This is a genomic window from Kitasatospora sp. NPDC058046, assembly GCF_042885595.1.
Classification (GTDB): Bacteria; Actinomycetota; Actinomycetes; order Streptomycetales; family Streptomycetaceae; genus Kitasatospora.
In genome coordinates this window covers 92033-107766 of the sequence record NZ_JBHVRS010000020.1, presented here as the reverse complement: position 1 = coordinate 107766, position 15734 = coordinate 92033, and the positions used below count along the sequence as shown (strand labels likewise).

The 15734-nt window shown below is 74.5% G+C and carries 15 protein-coding genes; 5 read left to right on the top strand and 10 right to left on the bottom strand.

Annotated elements, in window-relative coordinates:
- Nucleotides 1-129 precede the first annotated feature (129 nt).
- From ACFVU7_RS32680 to ACFVU7_RS32655, 6 genes are all read right to left on the bottom strand, one after another.
- Complete coding sequence (locus ACFVU7_RS32680; protein WP_375875231.1) at nucleotides 130-888, bottom strand: MerR family transcriptional regulator; 759 nt, start codon at nucleotides 886-888, stop codon at nucleotides 130-132.
- A 141-nt stretch (nucleotides 889-1029) separates the two neighbouring features.
- Nucleotides 1030-2073, bottom strand: a complete 1044-nt coding sequence (locus tag ACFVU7_RS32675; protein ID WP_388048671.1) for a DUF2332 domain-containing protein — start codon at nucleotides 2071-2073, stop codon at nucleotides 1030-1032.
- A 439-nt stretch (nucleotides 2074-2512) separates the two neighbouring features.
- Nucleotides 2513-2962 carry a DUF6191 domain-containing protein gene (locus tag ACFVU7_RS32670; RefSeq protein ID WP_388048669.1) on the bottom strand — a complete coding sequence of 150 codons (450 nt, stop codon included), beginning with the start codon at nucleotides 2960-2962 and terminating at the stop codon, nucleotides 2513-2515.
- Nucleotides 2963-2985: 23 nt separating this feature from the next.
- The gene (locus ACFVU7_RS32665; protein WP_388048667.1) at nucleotides 2986-4122 is read right to left on the bottom strand and encodes an SUKH-4 family immunity protein; all 1137 of its coding nucleotides are present in this window, start codon (nucleotides 4120-4122) and stop codon (nucleotides 2986-2988) included.
- Nucleotides 4123-4250: 128 nt separating this feature from the next.
- The gene (locus ACFVU7_RS32660) at nucleotides 4251-4547 is read right to left on the bottom strand and encodes a hypothetical protein (protein WP_388048665.1); all 297 of its coding nucleotides are present in this window, start codon (nucleotides 4545-4547) and stop codon (nucleotides 4251-4253) included.
- A gap of 28 nt (nucleotides 4548-4575) precedes the next feature.
- Nucleotides 4576-5166 carry a hypothetical protein gene (locus ACFVU7_RS32655; RefSeq protein ID WP_388048663.1) on the bottom strand — a complete coding sequence of 197 codons (591 nt, stop codon included), beginning with the start codon at nucleotides 5164-5166 and terminating at the stop codon, nucleotides 4576-4578.
- A gap of 93 nt (nucleotides 5167-5259) precedes the next feature.
- Here ACFVU7_RS32655 and ACFVU7_RS32650 point away from each other — a divergent pair, with 93 nt between their 5' ends.
- Nucleotides 5260-5817, top strand: coding sequence for an ATP-binding protein (locus tag ACFVU7_RS32650; protein WP_388048661.1), 558 nt, complete (start codon nucleotides 5260-5262; stop codon nucleotides 5815-5817).
- 75 nt (nucleotides 5818-5892) lie between these two features.
- On the opposite strand, the gene ACFVU7_RS32645 is transcribed toward ACFVU7_RS32650, so the two are convergent.
- Nucleotides 5893-6483 carry a DinB family protein gene (locus tag ACFVU7_RS32645; protein ID WP_388048659.1) on the bottom strand — a complete coding sequence of 197 codons (591 nt, stop codon included), beginning with the start codon at nucleotides 6481-6483 and terminating at the stop codon, nucleotides 5893-5895.
- Nucleotides 6484-6606: 123 nt separating this feature from the next.
- On the opposite strand from ACFVU7_RS32645, the gene ACFVU7_RS32640 reads away from it, so the two are divergent.
- Nucleotides 6607-7446 carry a class I SAM-dependent methyltransferase gene (locus ACFVU7_RS32640; RefSeq protein WP_388048657.1) on the top strand — a complete coding sequence of 280 codons (840 nt, stop codon included), beginning with the start codon at nucleotides 6607-6609 and terminating at the stop codon, nucleotides 7444-7446.
- Between the two features lie 58 nt (nucleotides 7447-7504).
- Here the strand turns inward: ACFVU7_RS32640 and ACFVU7_RS32635 are convergent, their stop codons facing one another.
- The 3 genes from ACFVU7_RS32635 to ACFVU7_RS32625 form a co-directional block, all read right to left on the bottom strand.
- On the bottom strand, nucleotides 7505-8077 hold the full coding sequence (locus ACFVU7_RS32635) for a dihydrofolate reductase family protein (protein ID WP_387819308.1): 573 nt from the start codon (nucleotides 8075-8077) through the stop codon (nucleotides 7505-7507).
- Nucleotides 8078-8173: 96 nt separating this feature from the next.
- Complete coding sequence (locus ACFVU7_RS32630; protein ID WP_388048655.1) at nucleotides 8174-8941, bottom strand: SRPBCC domain-containing protein; 768 nt, start codon at nucleotides 8939-8941, stop codon at nucleotides 8174-8176.
- On the bottom strand, nucleotides 8938-9639 hold the full coding sequence (locus ACFVU7_RS32625) for an ArsR/SmtB family transcription factor (RefSeq protein ID WP_388048653.1): 702 nt from the start codon (nucleotides 9637-9639) through the stop codon (nucleotides 8938-8940). The genes ACFVU7_RS32630 and ACFVU7_RS32625 overlap by 4 nt, the downstream gene beginning before the upstream one ends.
- Nucleotides 9640-10023: 384 nt before the next feature.
- On the opposite strand from ACFVU7_RS32625, the gene ACFVU7_RS32620 reads away from it, so the two are divergent.
- From ACFVU7_RS32620 to ACFVU7_RS32610, 3 genes are all read left to right on the top strand, one after another.
- Entirely contained in the window at nucleotides 10024-10659 is a 636-nt protein-coding gene (locus ACFVU7_RS32620) for a hypothetical protein (RefSeq protein WP_387819302.1), read from the top strand.
- A 1-nt stretch (nucleotide 10660) separates the two neighbouring features.
- Nucleotides 10661-12367, top strand: coding sequence for a DNA polymerase Y family protein (locus tag ACFVU7_RS32615; RefSeq protein WP_388048651.1), 1707 nt, complete (start codon nucleotides 10661-10663; stop codon nucleotides 12365-12367).
- Between the two features lie 128 nt (nucleotides 12368-12495).
- The gene (locus ACFVU7_RS32610) at nucleotides 12496-15726 is read left to right on the top strand and encodes an error-prone DNA polymerase (RefSeq protein ID WP_388048649.1); all 3231 of its coding nucleotides are present in this window, start codon (nucleotides 12496-12498) and stop codon (nucleotides 15724-15726) included.
- Nucleotides 15727-15734 lie beyond the last annotated feature (8 nt).

The following is a 15734-nucleotide window of genomic DNA, read 5'->3' as shown; positions in this document are numbered from 1 at the left end:
AGGCGAGGAAACACACCTGGTACCCGGCCCCGTCTGGGAACCCCCCGTAAGGCTCCCAGACAGGGCCGGGCCGGGCAGGGCCGACCCAGGCCGTCCGATCACCCGGACCAGGCCCGGACCAGGCCCGGATCAGGACAGCCGTGCCGCCGCGTACGCCTCCATGGCAGCACGCTGGTAAGCGGCCAGGCCCGGGGCGATGGCCTCGTACGCGGCGCTCCACTGCTCGTTCTCGGTGCAGGAGCGGGCGATCGCCAGGTACTCCTCGGTCGAGACGGACCGGAAGTCGTGGAGCAGCCGGTACTCCTCCTCGACCGTGCTCTGCACGGCCTCGGCGTCGGCCGGGTGGCCGGCCGCCTTCAGCTCCGCCAGGCGGATCATGCGGGCGGTCCGCTCGCGCTGCCCGGCCTCGATCTCGGCCGGGGTCATCGCGGCGGTCGCGCGCCGGGCCGCCTCGGCGTGCTCGGGGAAGTCACGCAGGCTCGCGTCGACGTCGTCGGGCTGGATGCCCTCGAACAGGTTCTCGGGGCGGTTGATGGTCATGGGTGTGCCGTCCTTCTGGGAGCGTTCCAGGTCGGCGATCGTGCGGGAAACGGTGGCGGCCAGGGCGTCGAGCCGGTCGCGCTCGGCGACCAGCCGCCGGCGGTGGCCCCGCAAGGCCTCCAGCTCGTCCACCTGATCGCTCAGGATCCGGGCGATCTCGGTCAGCCCCACGCCCAGCGCCCGCAGTACCAGGATCTGTTGCAGCTGGAGCAGCTGCCGCTCCTCGTAGTAGCGGTGGCCGTTGGAGCCGATCCAGGCCGGGGGCAGCAGCCCGATCTCGTCGTAGTGCCGCAGGGTCCTGGCCGTCACACCGGACATCCGGGCCACCTCGGCGATGGGCCAGGCCATGGTTGCCTCCCTCGTTTCCACATCCCACGTTCGCGTGGACCAGGGCCGGTTCTCCGGTCCTGGTCACGACGGTAGAAGCTGCCGCTGCGGCAGCTTCAAGCCCGGGACTTCCGCGCTGCCCGCACGTTGTCGTACGGCCGCTCAGGCCTCGCCGAACCAGTCCAGGGACTGCCCGTGCGGTCCGGTGAAGGCCACCGGCCGCTCGTCCAGGGCCAGCGCGAACAACCCGGCGACGGCCGCCGGGCGGGGGAGGCGTCGGGCGACGGCCGGCAGCACCGAGACGGCCTCGTTGGAGATCCAGTGCCCGGGCAGCTCACGCATCGTCGCCGCGAACTCCTCCCGCTCCTCCGGCGGCAGGTACGCGAGCACCGCGCTGTGGAACACCACAGGCGTCGCCCCCGCCGGGGCCCGCGCGACCAACTCCCGTACCGTGGCGTTGAGATCGCCGCGCACCAGCAGCGGCGGTTCGGCCCGGGCGACCCGGACGGCGCCGCGCAGCCGCTCCAGCCGGTGGGTTTGCTCGGGCCAGACCAGCGACTCCAGCCAGCGCATGTCCTCCTCGGCCCGCACGTCCAACGGATTGAGGTCGATCCCGGCCCGCCACACCACCTCGGGCAGCCGTTCCCGCAGGGAGTCTGTGAGCGGCACCGGCCCGCTCACCACGCAGTCCAGCGTCACCGGGCTCGCGGCGGCGCCGAACTCGGCGACCGGGGCACCGGCCCCACGCTCATGTCCGTCCCCGTCCCCCTGCCCGTCCCCGTCCTGGTCCCCGGCCAGGTACCGGTACCGATACCGGTCCGGGTACAGGCAGAGCCCGGCCGAGGCGCCCACCTCGATCAGGGCGAGCGGCTGCGGCAGCGCGGCCAGCAGTGGCAGCAGGGTGGCGCAGCGGCCCGCCTCGTTGGTCTGCGTCCGCCGCTCCAGCATCGTCGCCGAGACCTCGGCCCACCGCTGCGCCGCCCAGTCGCGGAAGGCCGGCCAGCCCTCCGTCACCGGCCCACCCAGGTGCCGGACCGCGCCGAACAGCAGGTTCGGCTGCCGCTTCGCGGCCGGAAGCCCGTCCAGCAGTGCGCGCAACTGCCCGTCCCCGGCGATGCCTTCGGCCAGTTCCTGGTAGATCGGCGAGTTCCCGCGCGCCTCCCGCTCCGCGAACGCCCGGTAGAGCTCCTCCGTGTCGCCGCGCATCCCCCACCGGTCCTTTCGACGCCTTCGCGAGTGATCGAATCGGCCCAGCCTACGCCCGGACCGACGTGCCACCCGCTGACCCCAAGCGCTCTCCCGGACGGTGAAGCAGGAGTGGCGCGGTCCGCCGTGACCGCCGGGTGGTGGGGAGCTCACGGCCTTGGGAGCGACTGGGTTCGGGGCGTACCGGCCCGGCGGATCGGCCACCGGGTGACCGGCAGGTGGCCCGTCGGGCGAGCATGAGTTCGGTGTTGGGCCTGCGGTGAACAGCATCACCGGCTCCGATGATCTCCTGGAACGCCACTTCGCCGCCTTCGAGGAACCCAACGGCGAGGGCGAGCGCGTCATTGTCCAGGAGCAGCTCCCCAGGCCGCTTCCCAGGGCTCGTCCGCGAGTTCGGCAGGCCCCAGCACGCGTCGGGCGCAAGGAGAAGGAGGGTGAACTACCGCTGCTGTCGGACGACTGCGGTGCCGGCGCCCAAGTCGACACCCAGGCGAGGCGGGGCGCCGGCGTGGTCGTCGTCCCGTAGGACCAGTTGAGTCCGCCGCTGCTCGATCTGCACGCGCTTGTTGGCATTGAAGAAGGCGTGCAACTCCTCGGTCGCGGTGGTGCCAAGGCCGAGTCCGCTCCTTCGCGTCCGGGTGGTCAGGCGGCGGCACAACCATCGCGGGCTGCCCGATCGCACCACGAGATGCCGGATCGAGGCCAGTGTGAAGGGCACGATCACCAGTACTGCCATGAGGAGCAGACCCGCCATCATCACCATGTCGGTCCAACGCGTGGAGGTGACACATCCGTTCCTGGCCGTTGCCGCCGTCCACGGCGGCGCCGATCGGCCGCCGGTCGGCCGCCGCTCGGCGTGAACCGGCGGCCGACCGGGCTTGTCGCCCACCGGCGGCAACGGCTCCTGGGCGTTCAGCCCAGCAGGCCGCCCATGTGGCCGTCCTCGGCGAGTAGCCGCCAGGAGCAGCCGGGCGAGGCGAACGCCTCCGGGTCGACGGCCTCCACCAGCCGGTCCACCACCGCGCTCAGCAGCGCCTGCGGATCGAACACCGACCACGTCTCCCGGGCCCGGCCGTAGTCCCAGCGGTCCCATTCGGCGCGCAGCCGCTCGTACGTCCAGAGGGCGTAGAGCAGGGCGGACAGGTCGCGGTTGAGGTAGGCCTCGGGGTGGCCGTCGTCGTACCAGTCCGGCAGCTCCAGCCGGCCGGTGGCGCCGTCCAGGGCGATCGTGAGGTCGGTCGGCCAGTCCCCGAGGGCGAGGAAGTCCCGCTGGTACGGGCGTTCCTCCTCGCCGTCGAAGTACTCGGGGTAGGCCTCGCCCATGGTGACCAGCGGTTCCTCGCACACCCCGAACATCGCCCCGCCCAGCGGCAGGCCGACCTCGGTCAGCAGCCGCCGGGTCGGCTCGTGGACCAGGGCGGCGGGCAGCTCGGCGGGCCGGAAGCGGTGCACCCGGCCGGGGCCGCCGTCCTCGTCGGTCAGTGCGGCCAGCTCCGCCACCAGCTCCGGGGCTATCGCGTACGCGGGCCCGTCCGGACCGCCCGGCAGGGCACCCCAGCCCAGCGCCCGCACCAGCAGCGCGGTGCCCCAGTGCGGGGGCGGTGCGGAGCCGTCGCCGAACAGGCCGGGATCGATCTCCCGCATCCGCCGTTCGGCTCCTGCCAGCACCTCGGCCAGGACGGCCGGCCCGCGCCGCCCGTCCAGCGCCTCCGGGCGCAGCGCCGCCTCGGCCACCGCGTCGACCTCGCGCACCAGGCCCGCCAGCGCGGTCAGGCCGGAGGCCAGCAGGTCGCGGCGCGGGCCGCCGTTGTCCAGGAACACCTCACCGGTCACCCCATCCAGCAGCACCAGGCTGCCGCCGGCGGCGAACGGCGTGCAGTACTCCGTCTCCCCGAGGACGAACAGCCGCTCCGCCTCCGCCGGGAGCGCCGTCAGCTCCCCGCCCCGGAGCGCCTCGAAGTCCAGGAACGCCCCGGCCGCCGGCAGCCCCTCCCGCACCAGGAACTCCCGGCTCCCCGCGTGCACCACCCCACCCGGCAGCTCCGCCACCCGCTCACACCTCACGTGCCCCCACCCTTTCCCGGCCTGCCCCGTGACCCACAGACCCTAGCGGTCCGGCCTGACAGTGCTGAGGTGCGCTGTGGGTGGGGGCGGTGGGGTGCGGTGGCCCGCGCGGGTCACGGCAGCGCGACCTCGTCGACGTTCCACTGCTCGGGCAGGTCCGCGTCACAGCAGGCGCAGGCGTAGTGCTCCTCGCGGACGAGGTTGCAGTTGCCGCACCGCGGGCAGCGGCGGAAGACCACGGCGTGGGTGAAGGCGCCGGGGTGCGGGAGTCCGACGAGGGTGAGGGCGGCGGCGACGGCGGGCCAGGAGGTGGTGTCGGGGCAGTAGCCGGTGGAGTGGTTGCCGACCGTCTCGACCTCCCAGCCGTCCCGCGAACGCCGGAACCCGATCTCCCCGGCGCTCAGCACCAACTCCCCACCCGCGCAGGCCACATGCTCGCTACGGCGCGGAGCGAGCCGCAGTGTGCCGCCGAGACCGACCACGAAGGTGAACGGCTCCGCGAGCTCCGCCGCCGTCCGATCCGCCCGCTCCTCCGCCCAGGCGGCGAACTCGCCTGCTGTCCGTACCGGTTGGCCGCGTCCGGTGCCCGTCCGCCGTCTCCGCCGCGACTCCCCGTTCGGCCAGCCGCACCCGCCAGTACGCCATCTCGACGGTCGTCCCGCTCAGGCCGAAGTCCCGCAGCTCGTCGAGGAGTTCCCGGGTCCGCCGGAGCGGGAGCCCCGAGCCCTCGCGGAGCACCCGCAGCGCGGCCAGGGTGGCCGCCGGGTCGGTGAGCGGTGCGGAGAGTCGGAGCCGGGCCGGTCCGTGGGTGGTCAGCAGCGCCTCGCGGATGTCCCGGGGCGCGGCCTCCTGGCCCCAGTCGCAGCAGACGGCTGCGCACCGGGGGCAGAACCGCTCGGCGTCCCACCGCAACTCCCGCCCGTGCAGCAGGAACTGGCCGACGCTGCGGACGGCGGTGCCCCCGCAGTCCGGGCACCGGACGGCCGTCCTCACACCCTGTCCCTCGTCCGTCACGCCGGATGCCCCCATGCCCCATGCTCCCGTGTGCCCGTGCCCTGCCCCCGATGTCCGACACCCTACGGCGCCCCGCACCCGCCACCCCCGGGCCCGTAGAGTGCGGGGATGAAGCGCTATCTGCTGACCGGTACCCCGGGGGCCGGGAAGACGGCGGTCCTGCGGTGGTTGGAGTGCGCGGGCTACCCGGTGGTAGAGGAGGCCGCCACGGACGTCATCGCGCTGCGGCAGGCCCAGGGCGTGCCGGAGCCGTGGACGGACCCGTCGTTCGTGGACGCGGTGGTCGCCCTGCAGAGGCAGCGGCAGGAGGGGGCCGTCGGCGGGCCGGGGGAGGTGCGGTTCTTCGACCGCTCGCCGGTGTGCACGTACGCCCTGGCGGTGTACCTCGGTCATCCCGTGACCCCTTTCCTCGCCCGGGAGTTGAATCGCATCCGGGCGGAGGGGGTGTACGAACGCGAGGTGTTCTTCGTGGAGAGCCCTGGCTTCGTCACCCCGACCGAGGCGCGGCGCATCTCGTACGAGGAGTCGTTGCGGTTCGAGCGGATCCACCGGGAGGCCTATGCCGGGTTCGGGTACGTGTGCGTCCCGATCGCCCCGGGGCCGCTCGCCGACCGGGCGGCGGCCGTCGTGCGGCACGTCGGCGCGCCCGCCCGGTACGGAAGCTGAGATCCCCGGCCGCTCCTCCGCCTCCCCGCGCTCTCGGGCTCAGGCGATGCTGCCGTCCTCCCGGTGTTCTCCGGTTCAGGCGAGGCCGCCGGCCTCCCGGGCCGCCCGCTCCACGCGGTCGTGGTGGGCCCGCCACCAGTCGGTGTCGCCGGGGGCGGTGTTGGCGCCGTCGGAGCGCTGGCCGGTGGCGCCGTCGACGAGTTCGCGGACCAGGTCGGCGTGGCCGACGTGGCGGTGGGTCTCGGCGATCATGTGGACGAGTACCCGGTGCAGGGTCTGCTCGTGGCGGGCGCCGAACGGCACCTTGCCGACGGCGTCCAGCGGCAGGGCCTCGATGGTGGCGTCGGAGTGCGCCCAGACCCGCCGGTAGCGCCCGACGACCTCGTCGGTGCTCTCGTCCGCCCGCGCCCACAGGTCGCCGTTCGGCTCGGTCTGGCCGGTGATCCACACCGGGGCCGGCTCGGGGAAGGGGCGGCCGAAGGTGTCGCCGAAGTACAGCGTCTCGGCGCCGGTGACGTGCTTGACCAGGCCCAGCAGGTTGGTTCCGGTGGGGGTGAGCGGGCGGCGCAGGTCGTACTCGGAGAGGCCTTCGAGCTTCCAGAGCAGGGCGTCGCGGGCGTCCTGGATGTAGATCCGGAGGTCGTTCTTGTCATCTGCAGTGGTCATGGGATCAGTCTGTTGATCGCATGATGCCTGTCCATTGATTTCCGGTCCCACCCGCCCCGACCAGGCGTCAACCTGTGCCACGATCAAGCCTGTTCACCCGAAACAGACCTGTGAGGAGCAGCCATGACCGGCGACGCCTGGTCCTGGGACGAGACGCTGTTCGCCGGAACGGCCGCCCACTACACCCGGGGCAGGCTCCCGTACGCCCCCGGACTGGCGGAGGCGCTGGCCGGGGCGCTGGGGCTCGACGGGCGGGGGCGGCTGCTCGACGTGGGGTGCGGGCCGGGCACGCTGGCGCTGGGGCTGGCCCACCTGTTCGACGAGGTCGTCGGGGTGGACCCGGACGCCGGGATGATCGCCGAGGCGCGCCGCGTGGGCGCCGAGGAGCCCAAGGCCAGCTGGGTGCGGGCCAGGGCCGAGGAACTGCCGCCGGGCCTCGGCACCTTCACACTGGCGGTCTTCGGCCAGTCCTTCCACTGGATGGACCGCGACCTGGTGGCGGCGACCGTACGGCGCATGCTGCGGCCCGGCGGTGCCCTGGCGCACGTCTCGGACCTGAAGGGCGAACCGCGTCCCACCGAGGGGCTGCCGCACCCGCCGGTCCCGTACGCCGCGATCGACGGGCTGGTCCGGCGCTACCTCGGCCCGGTCCGCCGCGCCGGGCAGGGGCTGCTGCCGCACGGCACGCCGGGCGACGAGGCCGCCGTCCTCGCCCGGGCGGGCTTCGCCGGCCCGCAGCGGATCGTCGTCCCGGGCGGACGGCCGCTGGAGCGCACGGCCGACGACGCGGTCGCGGGCGTCTTCGCGCTCTCCTCCTCGGCCCCGCACCTCTTCGCCGAGCGCCGTCCGGCCTTCGAGGCGGACCTCCGCCGCCTCCTCGCCCGGACCTCGCCGTCGGGGCTCTTCTCGGAGCGGCAGCCGAGCAGTGAGGTGTTCATCTGGCGCACCACGGAAGAGCGTTGACGGTCCGGGGCCGTCAACGCTCCCACAGGGGAGGATGGAGAGGAGGAGTGGAGAGCGGTCAGCGGACCACGTCGAGGACCTGCTTCTGGATGCCGTTCCCGTAGGCCCCGTACTCGACCAGCTTCAGCTTCTGGGCGTCCTTGTCCGTCGTGCTGAACAGGCGCTTGCCGGCGCCGAGCAGCAGCGGGAAGACGAGCAGGTGGTAGCGGTCGATCAGGCCGGCGTCCGAGAGGGCGTGGTTCAGGGTGGCGCTGCCGTGGACGATGATCGGGCCGCCCTCGGTCTCCTTCAGTGCGGCGACCTCGTCGAGCGAGCGCAGGATGCTGGTCTCGCCCCAGTTCGACACCAGGTCGGCCTCGGTGAGGGTGGTGGAGACGACGTACTTCGGCAGCGTCTTGTAGTGGGCGAACTCCGCCATGTCCGGCCACACCGGGCTGAACGCCTGGTAGCTGGCCCGGCCGAGCAGCATCGCGGTGGCCTCCTCCTGCTCCCGCCCCTTGATCTCGAACGCCTCGGGGAGGAACTCGATGTCCTTGAAGGTCCAGCCGGAGTTGCGGTAGCCGGGTTCGCCGCCGGGGCCCTCGACGACGCCGTCGAGCGAGATGAAGGCGGTGCTGATCAGGGTGCGCATGGGTGGTACCTCGGTTCTCGTGCGGTTCTGCTTCTGTCGGATCTGAAGGAGGTCTGAAGGAGATCTGAAGGTCTGATGGCCCGAAGGTCCGAAAGGTCAGGTGAGAGCGCCGGTCAGCCACCGCTGCCAGGCGGCCTCGGCCTCGCCCCCGGTCCCGGCTTCACCCCCGGCCCCGCCCGGAGTCGGGCCGAAGAGGTGGTGGAACATCAGCACCAGGCCGGAGCCGTGGTGGAAGGTGTAGAGCCCGTCGGCGGTGCGGACCTCGAAGCGCTCGTCGTCCGCCCAGACCACCTCGCCGTCCAGCGGCGGCAGGCCCGCCGGTTCGCCGTGGACCCGGGTGCCCGCGGCGACCGGGAGCGGCAGCGACAGGGCCCGGGCGAGGAGGGCCCGGACCTCCGGTCCCGTCCGGTCGGCCGACGGTGCGGCGGCGAAGACGGGGACGGCGGTGCGGCCCGGGAAGTGGGTGAGGTACTCGCGGAGCGTGTGGAGGTGGAAGGGCCAGCCGCGGCGCAGCGCGTCGTACTCGTCCTGCCAGTCGTCGCCGAGCAGGCCGCTGTGGACGACGCGGAGCACGGTGGCGCCGCCGTCCCGGCCCTCGATCAGGTACTCGAAGGCCATGAACCGGCCGTCCTCGCCGGTGGCCGTACGGGTGGCCAGGCGCTTGCCGGGCTCGTAGGCGGTGACGACCGCCTCCGCGCGGTGGCCCCCGGTCTCCATGACGGCGGTGCCGCCCTCGTGCGGGTCCAGCTCGTTGCGGCCCATGAACCAGGAGTCGATCCCCGGTCCGGTGGCGATCGCCTCCCAGACCTGTTCCGGGCTCACCGGCAGGGAGGTCTCCAGCTCGATCTCGAACGGGTGGGTCATCGTGGGTCCTCCTGGTCCGCCCGGGTGACGGCCTGTTCCGTGCCGGGGCCGGCCTGTTCCGTGCCGGTCACGTCCTGCTCCGCCCTGGTCCCGTCCTGCTCCGCCCCGGGGCCGGGCTGGGCGGCGGGGATCTGGTGGAGTCCGACGATCACCCGGTGGCTGCGGCCCCCGGGGGCGGACTCGTCGTGGTAGCGGCTGACGAGGGTGGCCACGGACTGGGCCAGTTCGTCGGCGAAGGCGGCCCGGTCGGCGGCGGAGGCGAACCGCACCTGCGCGTCGATGCCGAAGCTGGCGACCCGCCGGCGGGCCCGGGAGGCGCCGGTCAGCAGGGCCCCGACCTCCTGCACCAGCCGGGAGCCGAGCGCCAGCAGCCAGCGGGCGGAGAGCTGGTCGGGGGAGCGGGCGGGGTCCGGGCTCACGGCGGCCAGGACGCTGGGGGAGATCACGTAGGAGGCCGCGGTGGCGCGGTACACCCGTTCGGTGACGTTGCCCTTGCGGCGTTCCTCGTCGAGTTCGACGAGGCCGTGCCGCTCCAGTTCCTTCAGGTGGTAGTTGACCTTCTGCCGGGGCAGGCCCAGCCGGGCGGCCAGCATGGCGGCCGAGGCGGGCTCGGTCAGGGCGGCGAGGAGGCGTGACCGCAGGGGGTCCAGCGAGGCCTCGGCCGCGGCGGGTTCTTCGATCACGGCGACTTCCAGCACCGTTCCAGCATTCATCCGACAAAAAAATTTGTCAAGGAAATAAGGTTTGTCGGTAGTCCGGTCGGATGAACGGGTGTCGCCCGTCCGGTGCCGGAGCCTCCGGCGGCCGCGCCGAGGTGCGCGGCCCCGCGCCGCGATCCGCGCGGCCCCGCCGAGGCGGGACAGCGGAGAGTGACGGGTGGGGTGGACGGATCGGACTTGAATCTTTGCGAACGAATGTTCGATCCTGGGGGTGTGCCCGTTTTCGAACCTTTTTTCGAATCAACCGCCGAGCAGATCGCACGCCCTGTGCTCCGCCCGGTGGCGTCCCCGGCTGCCGTGCCGGGAAAACGGGGGCAACAGGGGGAGGGCAGGGAGCAGAGGGAGGGGCGGGGGCTGCTGCCGGTGCCGTCCGCCCTCCGGGAGGTGCTGCCCGAGGCCGGGCTGCGCCGGGGGACGGCGGTGTCGGTGGCGGGCGGGGACACCGGGCTGCTGCTGGCGCTCGCCGCCGGGGTGAAGGAGACCGGGGGCGGCTGGGCCGCGGCGGTCGGACTGCCGGACCTGGGGCTGGCCGCCGCCGAGGGGTACGGGCTGGACCTGCGCCGGCTGCTGGTCGCGGACGACCCGGGGCCGCACTGGGCCGAGGTGGTCTCGGTGCTGGCCGGCGCGGTCGAGCTGATCATGCTGCGCCCGGACGGGCCGGTGCCGCCGAAGCTGGCCGCCCGGCTGGCGGCGGTGCTGCGGCGCAGCGGCTGCGTGCTGCTGGTCGCCGGACCGTGGCCGGGCGCGGCACTGCGGCTGGGGGTGCGCTCCGGGCGCTGGTTCGGGCTGGGCGACGGCCACGGACAGCTCGTCGGCCGACAGGTGGAGGTGGTGGCCGAAGGCCGCGGCTCGGCGGTGCGCGGCCGGACGGCCCGGCTCTGGCTGCCGGACGAGTACGGCGCGGTGCGTCCGCTCCAGGAGCAGCCGCAGCCGGTGGCGGAACCCACGGTGATACCGGCGGCGGAGCCGATGGCACCCCGCGTGGCGGCGGTGGTCTGAGGTGACGGCCGAGACAGCGATGGTATCCGGGACGGCGGACGACAGGACCCCCCGGGTGCTGGTGGTCTGGTGCCCGGACTGGCCGGTGGTGGCCGTCACCGGCGACGACCCGGTCGCGGTGACCGAGGGCGGGCGGATCCTCGCCTGCTCGGAGGGCGCCCGGGCGGCCGGGGTGCGGCAGGGGCAGCGGCTCAAGCTGGCCCAACGGCTCTGCCCGGAGCTGGAGTTGCGCGACCGCGACCCGGAGGCGGAGACCCGCCGCTTCGAGCCGGTGGTCGCGGCGGTGGAGGCGTTCACGCCCCGGGTGGAGGTGATCCGCCCGGGCCTGTGCGCGATCCCGGTGAAGGGCCCGGGCCGCTACTTCGGCGGCGAGGAGGCACTGGCCGCCAAGGTCGGCAGGGCGGTGGCGGACGCCCTCGGGCAGCCGCTCGTCCCGGACGCCGTTCCGGGCGCGCCGGCCGTCGAAGAGCGGCAGCCCACCACCCCTCCACTGGCCGCCACCGCCCCCCGGGCCCGGGTCGGTGTCGCCGACGGCCTGTTCGCCGCCGTGCTCGCCGCCCGGGCCGGGGTGCTGGTCCCGGCCGGACGGACGGCGGAGTTCCTCGCCCCGTACCCGGTGAGCGCGCTGGGCGACGAGGCACTGGCCGAACTGCTCGGGCGGCTCGGCCTGCCCACCGTCGGGGCCTTCGCCGCGCTGCCGGCCGAGTCGGTTGCGGACCGCTTCGGCCCGTCCGGGACGGTCGCGCACCGGCTGGCCCGGGGTTTGCAGCCGCGTCCGCTGGTGCCCCGCGACGAGGAGCCGGACCTCGCCGTCGAGCAGCGCTTCGACCCGCCGGAGCCGTCGGCCGAACCGCTGGTGTTCGTCGCCCGCGCGCTGGCCGAGCAGCTGCACCAGCGGCTGGCCGGGGCCGGGCTGACCTGCCGCCGGGTGGCCGTCGAGGTGGCCTGCGCGGACGGCCGGACGGCCTCCCGGCTGTGGCGGCACGAAGGCCGGCTGTCCGCGACGGCGCTGGCCGAGCGGGTCCGCTGGCAGCTCCAGGCCTGGCAGGGCGCGGGCACCTTCACCGGCATCGGCACCGGCACCTTCACCGGCACAGGCGACGGAGACGGGGACGGCAACGGCAACGGGGAAGGTAGGGAGGACACCGGCTTCACCCTGCTCCGGCTCGCCCCCGACGGCCTCTCCCCGGACCAGGGCCGCCAGCTCGCGCTGTGGGGCCAGGCCGTCGCGGACGACCGGGTGGAGCGGGCGGTCGCCCGGGTGCAGGCGGTGCTCGGCCACGCCGGGCTGCGCCGGATCGAGCCGGCCGGCGGGCGCGGCCCGGGCGAGCAGGCGGTGAAGGTGCCGTGGGGCGAGCCGTACGAGGCGGCGGTGCCGGCCGACGCGCCGTGGCCGGGGCGGCTGCCGGAGGTGTGGCCCGCCGTGGTGCTGCGGGAGCCGGCGCCGGTGCGGGTGCTGGACGGGGCCGGGCGGCCGGTCACGGTGGACGGCCGGGCGGGGGTGTCGGCCCGGCCGGCCCTGGTCGTGGTCCGGGGTCGGGAGGAGCGGGTGGACGGCTGGACCGGGCCCTGGCCGGCGGTCGAGTACTGGTGGGACCAGTCGCTGGCCCGGCGCCGGGCACGGTTCCAGGTCGTGGTGGAGGGCGGCCGGGCGCTGCTGCTCACCGTGGAGGGGGGTGCCTGGTACCTGGAGGCCGGCTACGACTAGCGGCCCCGGCACCCGAACGGAGCAGGCCCGCAAGGGCAGGGCCGAAGGGAGCGGGCCGAGAAGGCCGAGGAGGCGAGCAGGGGGGAGCAGGACGAGCACGAGAACGAGAACGACGAAGGCAACCCCCGATGGGCTTCACCAGCCACCCCACGCTCCCCTGGAGCGAACTGCACCGCCGGCTGACCGGCGCGGCGCCGGACCGTACGGTCGTCCCGCTGCGCCGCCCCGCCCCGGCTCCCGAACGCGCCGCACCGGAGCAGCCCGCCACCCCCTGGGCCGAACTGCACGTCCACTCCGCCTTCAGCTTCCTGGACGGCGCCAGCGACCCGGAGGACCTGGTCGCCGAGGCGGTCCGGCTCGGCGTGGAGACCCTCGCGATCACCGACCACGACGGCCTGTACGCCGCCGTCCGGCTCGCCGAGGCGGCCCGGGGCACGGGCCTGGCCACCGTGTTCGGTGCCGAGCTAACGATCCGCGACGGCGGGACGGAGGAGCACCTGCTGGTCCTCGCCCGCGACCCGGCCGGCTACCGCCGCCTCTCCGCCGCGATCGCCGCCGCCCAGCTGGTCGGCGGCGCCAAGGGCAACCCGGTGTACGACCTCGGGGCGCTCGCCGGGGCGCACGACGGCCACTGGGCGGTGCTCACCGGCTGCCGCCTCGGCCGGGTCCCCGCCGCGCTCGCGGGGAGGAACGGCCCGGACCAGGGCGAGGCCGAGCGCAGGCTCCGCACCCTCGCCGAGGCGTTCGGCCCGGAGAACGTCCACGTCGAGCTGATCGACCAGTGGCTGCCCGGCGACGACCGGCGCAACGACGCCCTCGCCGCCCTCGCGGCGAAGGCGCGGCTCCCCGTCGTCGCCTCCACCAACGCCCACCACGCCGGCCCCGCCCAGGGCCGCCTCGCGCAGAGCCTCGCCGCCCTGCACGAGCGCCGCACCCTCCAGGACGCGGTCGGCTGGACCAGCGCGGCCGGCACCGCGCACCTGCGTTCGGGCCGCGAGATGGCCGGCCGGCTGGCCCGCTTCCCCGGGGTGCAGCGGGCCACCGTCGAACTCGGCCGGGCCTGCGCCTTCGACTTCGCCCGGCTGGACCCGGAGCTGCCCGGCTTCCCCGTCCCCGCGGGCGGGACCGAGATCGGCCACCTGCGCGCCCTGGTCGCGGCCGGCGGCCCAGCCCGCTTCGGCTCCGGCAACGCGGCCGCCCGCCGTCAGCTCGCCAAGGAGCTGGACGTGATCGAGGACCTCGACCTGGCCGGCTACTTCCTGATCGTGCACGACATCGTGGACTTCTGCCGGAGCCGGGACATCTGGTGCCAGGGCCGCGGCTCGGCCGCCAACTCGGCGGTCTGCTACGCCCTCGGGATCACCGCCGTCGACCCGGTCCACTACAAGCTGCTGTTCGAACGCTTCCTCTCCACCGCCCGGGACGGGCCGCCCGACATCGACCTGGACATCGAGAACCGCCGCCGCGAGGAGGTCATCCAGTACGTCTACGGCCGCTACGGGCGCGAGCACGCCGCCCAGGTCGCCAACGTGATCACCTACCGGCCCCGGCTGGCGATCCGCGACGCCGCCCGGGTGCTCGGCTACCCGCAGGGGCAGGTGGACGCGTTCAGCCGGCAGACCGACTTCCGCTCCGCCCCCGGCGCGGACGCCGTCATCCCCGCCGACGTGCTCCGACTCGCCGCCCAGCTCCACGGCCTGCCCCGCCACCTGGGCATCCACTCGGGCGGCATGGTGCTCACCAAGGAGCCGATCGGCGAGATCTGCCCCACCGAGTGGGCCCGGATGCCCGGGCGCTCCGTGCTCCAGTGGGACAAGGAGTCCACCGCCGGCGCCGGGCTGGTGAAGATCGACCTGCTCGGCCTGGGCATGCTCGCCGCCCTGCACGACGCCTGCGACCTGGTCGCGGAGCACCACGGCCTGCGCTACGACCTGGCCACCATCCCGGACGACGACAAGGGCGTGTACGCGATGCTGCGCCGGGCGGACACCGTCGGGGTGTTCCAGGTCGAGTCCCGGGCCCAGATGGCGACCCTGCCCCGGCTCAAGCCGGACCACTTCTACGACCTGGTGGTCGAGGTGGCGCTGATCCGCCCCGGCCCGATCCAGGGCGGCTCCGTCCACCCGTACCTGCGCCGCCGGGCCGGGGCGGAGCCGCCCGGCTGCCCGCACCCGCTGATGGAGAACGCCCTCGGCAAGACCCTCGGGGTGCCGCTGTTCCAGGAGCAGATGATGCAACTCGCCATCGACTGCGCCGGGTTCACCCCGGAGGAGGCCGACCGGCTGCGCCAGGCGATGGGCGCCAAGCGTTCGCACGAGCGGGTCGCCCGGCTGCGCGAGCGGCTGCTCACCGGGATGGCCGAGCGCGGCATCCCGGCCGAGGTGGCCGAGGACGTCTACGGCAAGATCGAGGCCTTCTCCAACTACGGCTTCCCGGAGAGCCACGCGATCAGCTTCGCCTACCTGGTGTACGCCAGCGCCTGGTTGAAGCACCACTTCCCGGCGGCCTTCACCTGCGCCCTGCTGGCCAACCAGCCGATGGGCTTCTACTCGCCGCTCAGCCTGGTCGCGGACGTCCGGCGGCACGGCGTGCGGGTGCGCGGGGTGGACGTCAACGCCAGCGGGGCGCGGCCCACCCTGGAGCCGTACCGGGGGCCGACCCCGAAACCGCCGCTGACCGCCGGGCGCCCGCAGCCGGCGATCCGGCTCGGCCTGGAGACGGTGCGCGGCATCGGCACCCCGCAGGCCGAGGCGATCGTGGCCGGGCAGCCGTACGCCGACCTGGAGGACTTCGCCCGCCGCACCGGCCTGCCCGGTCCCGCCCTGGAGGCGCTGGCGACGGCGGGGGCCTTCGACTGCTTCGAACTGACGAGGCGTCAGGCACTGTGGGCGGCGGGGGCGTTCGCCGGGATCTCGGACGGCCTGATCCCCGGCACCACCCCCGGGACCGAGGCGCCGGAGCTGCCCGGCATGAGCCCGGTCGAGGAGACCATCGCCGACCTGTGGGCCACCGGCACCTCCGCCACCAGCCACCCGCTCCAGCACCTGCGCGCCCACCTGGACCGCGGCGGCGCGCTCAGCGCCGCCCAACTCCCGGATGTGCCACCGGGAACGGAGGTGGTGGTCGGCGGCCTGGTCACCCACCGGCAGCGGCCGCCGACGGCCGGCGGGGTGCTCTTCCTCAGTCTGGAGGACGAGACCGGGCTGATCAACGTGATCTGCAACCGTCCGGTCTGGGAGTCCCAGCGCCGCACCGCCCTGGACCGGGCCGGGCTGCTGGTGCACGGCCGCGTCGAGCGCGACCGGGGTGCGACCAACCTGGTCGCCACCCGGCTCACCCCGCTCCGGATCGGCCTCTGAGCGGGGCG

Excerpts from the sequence above, each read along its gene's own strand:
- ACFVU7_RS32635 (WP_387819308.1), bottom strand. The coding sequence starts at position 8,077 with ATGCGCACCCTGATCAGCACCGCCTTCATCTCGCTCGACGGCGTCGTC.
- ACFVU7_RS32655 (WP_388048663.1), bottom strand. The coding sequence starts at position 5,166 with ATGGGGGCATCCGGCGTGACGGACGAGGGACAGGGTGTGAGGACGGCC.
- ACFVU7_RS32610 (WP_388048649.1), top strand. The coding sequence starts at position 12,496 with ATGGGCTTCACCAGCCACCCCACGCTCCCCTGGAGCGAACTGCACCGC.
- ACFVU7_RS32675 (WP_388048671.1), bottom strand. The coding sequence starts at position 2,073 with ATGCGCGGCGACACGGAGGAGCTCTACCGGGCGTTCGCGGAGCGGGAG.
- ACFVU7_RS32650 (WP_388048661.1), top strand. The coding sequence starts at position 5,260 with ATGAAGCGCTATCTGCTGACCGGTACCCCGGGGGCCGGGAAGACGGCG.
- ACFVU7_RS32645 (WP_388048659.1), bottom strand. The coding sequence starts at position 6,483 with ATGACCACTGCAGATGACAAGAACGACCTCCGGATCTACATCCAGGAC.
- ACFVU7_RS32680 (WP_375875231.1), bottom strand. The coding sequence starts at position 888 with ATGGCCTGGCCCATCGCCGAGGTGGCCCGGATGTCCGGTGTGACGGCC.
- ACFVU7_RS32640 (WP_388048657.1), top strand. The coding sequence starts at position 6,607 with ATGACCGGCGACGCCTGGTCCTGGGACGAGACGCTGTTCGCCGGAACG.
- ACFVU7_RS32630 (WP_388048655.1), bottom strand. The coding sequence starts at position 8,941 with ATGACCCACCCGTTCGAGATCGAGCTGGAGACCTCCCTGCCGGTGAGC.